2 protein-coding genes are annotated in these 5,224 nt (G+C 75.0%); both read left to right on the top strand.

The features are described 5' to 3' along the window. Nucleotides 1–3,536, top strand: a 3,536-nt coding sequence (locus CCR87_RS11405) for a DUF4114 domain-containing protein (protein WP_201157648.1), incomplete at its 5' end; no start/stop codon positions are given. Next, a partial coding sequence (locus CCR87_RS11400; protein WP_207186625.1) for an ABC transporter transmembrane domain-containing protein occupies nt 3,520–5,224 on the top strand: 1,705 nt, incomplete at its 3' end. The genes CCR87_RS11405 and CCR87_RS11400, both read left to right, overlap by 17 nt.

The following is a 5,224-nucleotide window of genomic DNA, read 5'->3' as shown; positions in this document are numbered from 1 at the left end:
CCCCCACCCCCGATGCGCCGGACCCGTCGGTGGAGGGGGGCGACACGCCCGGTCCGGCGGGGCCACCGCCCCCGTCGGTCGTGGTGCCGGATCCGGAGGCGGCGCTGGCGTGGGATGCGCTGCCTGGCCTGGACGAGGCGCCGGTGGCGCCGGATGCGGGTGCGGTTCCGTCCGCGGTGCCGGTGGCGGCGGTGCCCGTGGCCGGGGCGCTGGCCCCAGATGCGCCGGTGGTCCACGCCGCGATCACGGTCGACCTCGCGCCGCCGCGGGGCGAGGAGGTCCAGGTCGGCCCGCTGGCGACCTGGCAGCGCGCAGAGGCGCCGCCGGTGCCCGTCATCGCGGCGCCCGATGCCGCGCCCGGCGCTGTTCTGCCGGTCGTGCCGCCGGTGCCGTCGCCGCCGTCGGCGCCGCCCGATCCGGTTGCGGTCGCACCGCTCGACCTGCCGCCCGCGCCCGTCCCCATCGCGGTCCGTCCGACGCTTCGCGCCACTGGCGGCGCCATCGTCTACAACAGTGTCGGCGAGCTGGTGAACCCGCCGGACGAGACGCAGATGTGGGACTACCTCGATCCCTTCGGCGGCGAGCGGCGGGGCCTGACGCCGGAGTACATCAACGGCACCACCCGCATCAACACCCTCACCCTGGAGAACGACCACCCCGTCAGCGTCACCTTTGTCGGCGAAGGGGCGGGCCACCGCAACACGCTGGGATATTACCGGATCGGCCCGGACGGCACGATCGAGGATGTCGGCATCATCTGGGCCAACGCCTCGGGGGCGCGCAAGGCCGATGTGCTGTCGGCCTGGCGGGAGGCCGGCGCCGATGCCGCCGCGCTGTCGGACATCAACCGCGCCTATGCCAGGATCAACGAGGGCGGCGACCTGATCGCGGGCCTCAGCACCGTCACGCTCGACACGCTTGGGGCGGGGGACTCGTTCGGTTTCTTCCTCGTCGCCAACGGGTTCAACAATTCCGCCCTGCAGGCGGCGCTGCGCAGCGATGCGGCGCTTTCCTTTCGCACCGCCACGGGGGACCCGGCGGTGATCGCCCCCGGCATGTCCGAGGCGCCGCGGCTGCACTTCGACTATGTCGATGCGGCCGGCCGGCCCCGGTCGGGCATGGTGGCGCACGACATCTTCCACACCGCCGCCAACGGCGACACGCTCGGGCTGAACACCTCCGGCCGGCAGCAGGTCATCAGCGGGGTCATCGGCGAGGATACCGGCGCCCTCGGGGCGTGGGGGGTGCGGACGGGCGATCTGCTGATCGGGTTCGAGGACCTGCCCCGCCCCGGCGGGGACAGCGATTTCAATGACATCGTGTTCCGCCTCGATGTCGGTCCGGCCTTTGTCGAAAGCCTCGAGACGGTCTCGACCATGCCCGTCGTGACCGCGGGCGTCGGTCCGGGGGGCGCGCCCATCACCCGTGCCACCGTGGTGTTCGAGGCGCTGGGCGGCGTCGGCATCCGCCTCGCGGGCGAGGAGCTGGAGCCGCCGGGCGGGACCGTGCGGATCGATGGACACGCCATCGACTACAGCCTCGACGTCGCGCTGTCGGGCGACGCGGCCACGCTCGTGCTCTCGGCGCCGCAGGGGGTGCCGCCCGATGTCGCCTCGCGCCTGCTGAGCGCGATCGAGCTTGTGCCCGCAGATCCCGATGCGCGCACGATCCCCGGGGGGGATCGCACCCTGCGCTTCCAGCTGGGTACCGACACCGCCGACAGCGACATCGTGGAGGCGGTGGTCCGCGTCGCGCATGCGCCCCCGGTCCCGGTGGTGGCGCCCCCATCGGTGGTGATCCCGCAGGGCCCCTCCAACGCAGACATCCTCCGCCACAACGCGGACGCCCATCGGGCGTGGACCGACGAGACCGGACGGATCGAGGCTGCCAACGCGGCGCTTGCCGCCGCCGAGGCCGAGGTCCGCGCCGCCCACGCCGCCGCCACCGAGGCGCACGCGGTGCTGGCCGACGCGCTTGGCGCCCTCGACCCGCTGGCGGGCGCGGCGGAGGAGGCCATTGCCCGGGCCACCGCGGCCGCCGATGCGATGGCCGGGGCCGATGCCCACCGCGCCGCCACCCATGCCGCGGCCCTGGAGGCCCGGTCCGCGCTGATCGAGGCTGCCGCCGCCGAAGACGCCGCCGCCGCAGCGGTGCTGGCCGCCCAGGCCGGGATGGACGCCGCGCATGCCGCGGCAGTGGCGTCGGCGACCGGGGTGGACGCCCTTGGCGCGCACGCCGCGGCGGCCCTTGGCGTGGCCGAGGCGGCGGTGGCGGAACTCGCGCTGCGTCAGGCGGCGGCCACCGCCGCGGCCGCGCAGGCCAACGCGCTTCTGCAGGATGTGAAGGCCGCGGATGCGCAGGTGCAGGCCGCCGCGCAGGTCGCGCAGGCTGCCCATGGCGACGCCGGGGCCGCGACCGCCGCCCTGGCCGCGTGTCAGGCGTGGGTGCAGGATCTTGCCGCCACGGCAGCTGCGGATCATGCCCGGCTGATATCGGTCCATGCCGAGGCCAGCGCCGCGCACGCCCTGCTGGAGGAGCAGCGCAGCACCCTCGGCGCGCTGGAGGCCCAACGGCAGGGCGCGCATGCCGCGTGGCGCGCCGCCCCCGACGATCCCGCCGCGCAGGACGGGTTCGAGCTGGCGCAGGCGGCGCTTGATGCCGCCGAGGCGGCGCATCTCGAGGCGCTGGCCGGGTGGACGCCGCTGTCCGAGGCCCTTGCCGTCGCCACGGCCCAGCTTGCCACAAGCCAGGCCGCGCTGGAGGCCGCCCGGCCCGTCGTCGCGCAGGCGGCGCAGGCGCAGGCCAGCGCGGCCGGGGCGGCGGCAAGGGCGGTTGCCGATCTGGCCGCGGCGCAGGACCAGCAGGGCGCGGCCGCCGCGGCGCATGCCGGCGCGCTCGTGGCGTTTGCCACCGCCGAGGCGGCGGCGCAGGCGGCCGGATCCGTCGCGCAGGACGCCGCCGCCGCCCTGTCCGAGGCTGTGACGGCGCAGGCCCTGGCCCTCGACGTCCATGCATCCGGCCCGCAGGTCGTCCTTGCGCAGGCCGAGGCCGAATTCGCCGCCGCCGTGGCCGCCCATGACGCCGCCGCCGCCGCCCGCGATGCTGCCGCCGCCGACCTGGGCGATGCCGTGGCGCGCGATGCGCAGGCCGAGGCGGAGGCGGCCGCCGCAACCGCGACGGCGCTTGCGCTGCTGGACGCCGCGGAGGCCGCCGTGTCCGCGCTTGGTGCCGCGATCGACGCCACGGCCCCCGCCCAGCTGGCGTTCGCGGCGGCGCTGGACGATCTGTCGGCCAGCCAGGACGCCCGCGATGCGGTGGCGCGGGCCGGCCCGGCCACGGCTGCGCCGGGGTTTCTCGACATTGACCATGGCCCGGCCGGTGACGCGCCGGAGGGGGCGGCGGCGCTGTTCGATTTCGCCGCCTTCGGGGCTGATGTCGCGCCGCCCCCCGAGGGCGCCGAGGGTGCCATGCCCGGTGCCTTCGACCCCGCCACCCCACCGCCACCGGAGGACCCTGGTTATGACAGCCTCGTCTGACCGTGCCGTGCCATCCGACATGGGTGGGGCGGCGGCGATCCTGCTTGCCTCGGTGGGGGGGAACCTGCTGTCGCTGGCGCTGCCGCTGGCGATCCTTCAGCTGTATGACCGGATCATCCCTGCCGCCGCGCTGGAGACGCTGGTGGTGTTGCTGGCCGGTGTGACGGTGGCGCTGATCCTGGAGGCGTTGCTGACCTTTGTGCGCGCCACGCTGATCGCCTGGGCCGGGGCGCGCCACGAGCATGCGGTCGGCCAGCGCATGTTTGCCCGGCTGATGGCGGCCGATCCGATCGCGCTGCGGGTGCACGGGGGCGGGGTGCACGCCGAACGCTTTGCCGCCATTTCCCGGATCCGGGAGTTTCGCGCCGGGCAGGGGCTTGCGGTTCTTGCGGATCTGCCGTTCGCGCTGCTGTTTCTGGCGCTGATCCTGGTGATCGGGGGCTGGGTCGCCGTCATTCCTGTGGCGGTGATGGCGGTGTTCGCGGCGGTGCTGCTGCTGCATGACGGCGCGCAGGGCCGGGCGCAACGCGCGGCCGAGGATGTGCGCGTCCGCCAGCTCAGCTTCGTCCTGGAAACGCTGGGCCGCATCGGTGCGGTCAAGGCGGCGGGGCTGGAGGCGCCGATGCTGCGCCGGTTCGAGCGGCTGTTGCGCGGCGCCGCGCGGGCCGACCATGACGTGGCGCGCGGCGCCGTCACGGGGCAGGTGTTGCAGGCCTCGCTTGGGGGAACCAGCATGGTGGCCGTGGCCGCTGGCGGCAGTCTCGGAGTGATGGCTGGCGAGATCACGCTGGGTGAGCTTGCGGCCTGCACGCTGCTGGCCAACCGGGCGTTGCAGCCGCTGCAACGGGTTCTGGGGCTGTGGACGGGGTTCCGCCAGCAGGCGCAACAGCGCGCGCATGTGGCCGCGGGTCTGGGCCTGCCGGGCACGAGGCCGCCCGGCGCACCGGCCTTGCCGCGGCTGCGCGGCGCCATCGCGCTGGACGATGTCACCGTCGCGGGCGAGCGGGACGGGCCGGTGATCCTCGACCGCGTCAGCCTGTCGGTGGAGGCCGGCGAGATCCTCGGCATCACCGGCGCTGCGGGCAGCGGCAAGAGCACGCTGCTGATGGTGATGGCCGGGCTGCGCTGTCCCGACCTCGGGCGGGTCCGGCTGGATGGCCGCCATGACCCCTGGCGCCATGCCGAGGACAGCCTGCTGGGCCAGATCGTGCATGTTTCTGCGCGTGCGCCGGTCTTTGCCGGCACCCTGATGGAGAACATGACCGCCTTTGCGCCGGATCCGGGCGCGCGCGGCGTTGCGGGACCGCGGCTTGATCGCGCCCGCGCGCTGGACCTGGCCGAACGGGTGGGCCTCACCGGCCTCGCCGGTCGCCTGCCCAACGGGTTCAATACCGAGGTCGGTCCCGGCTCGGTCCATGCGCTGCCGCATGGCGTGGCGCAGCGCATCGCGCTGGTGCGTGCGCTTTATGGCGCGCCGCGCATCGTGCTGTTCGATGCCGCCAATGCCGCCCTCGACAGCGGCGCCGACGCCATGGTGCGCGCGTTGCTGCGCGACCAGGGCGGCCACCGCACGGTGGTGATCGTGTCGCAGCGTCCGTCGCTTCTGGCCATCGCCGGGCGCGTCCTGACCGTGTCGGCGGGGCGGTTGCATGCGACCGACATGTCCCGGGCCGGTGGGGTGGCGGGGG

This window comes from Rhodobaculum claviforme (assembly GCF_016653255.1).
Lineage (GTDB): Bacteria > Pseudomonadota > Alphaproteobacteria > Rhodobacterales > Rhodobacteraceae > Rhodobaculum > Rhodobaculum claviforme.
Note: the sequence above shows the minus strand (reverse complement) of the source record. Positions and strands in the feature narration are given on the sequence as shown.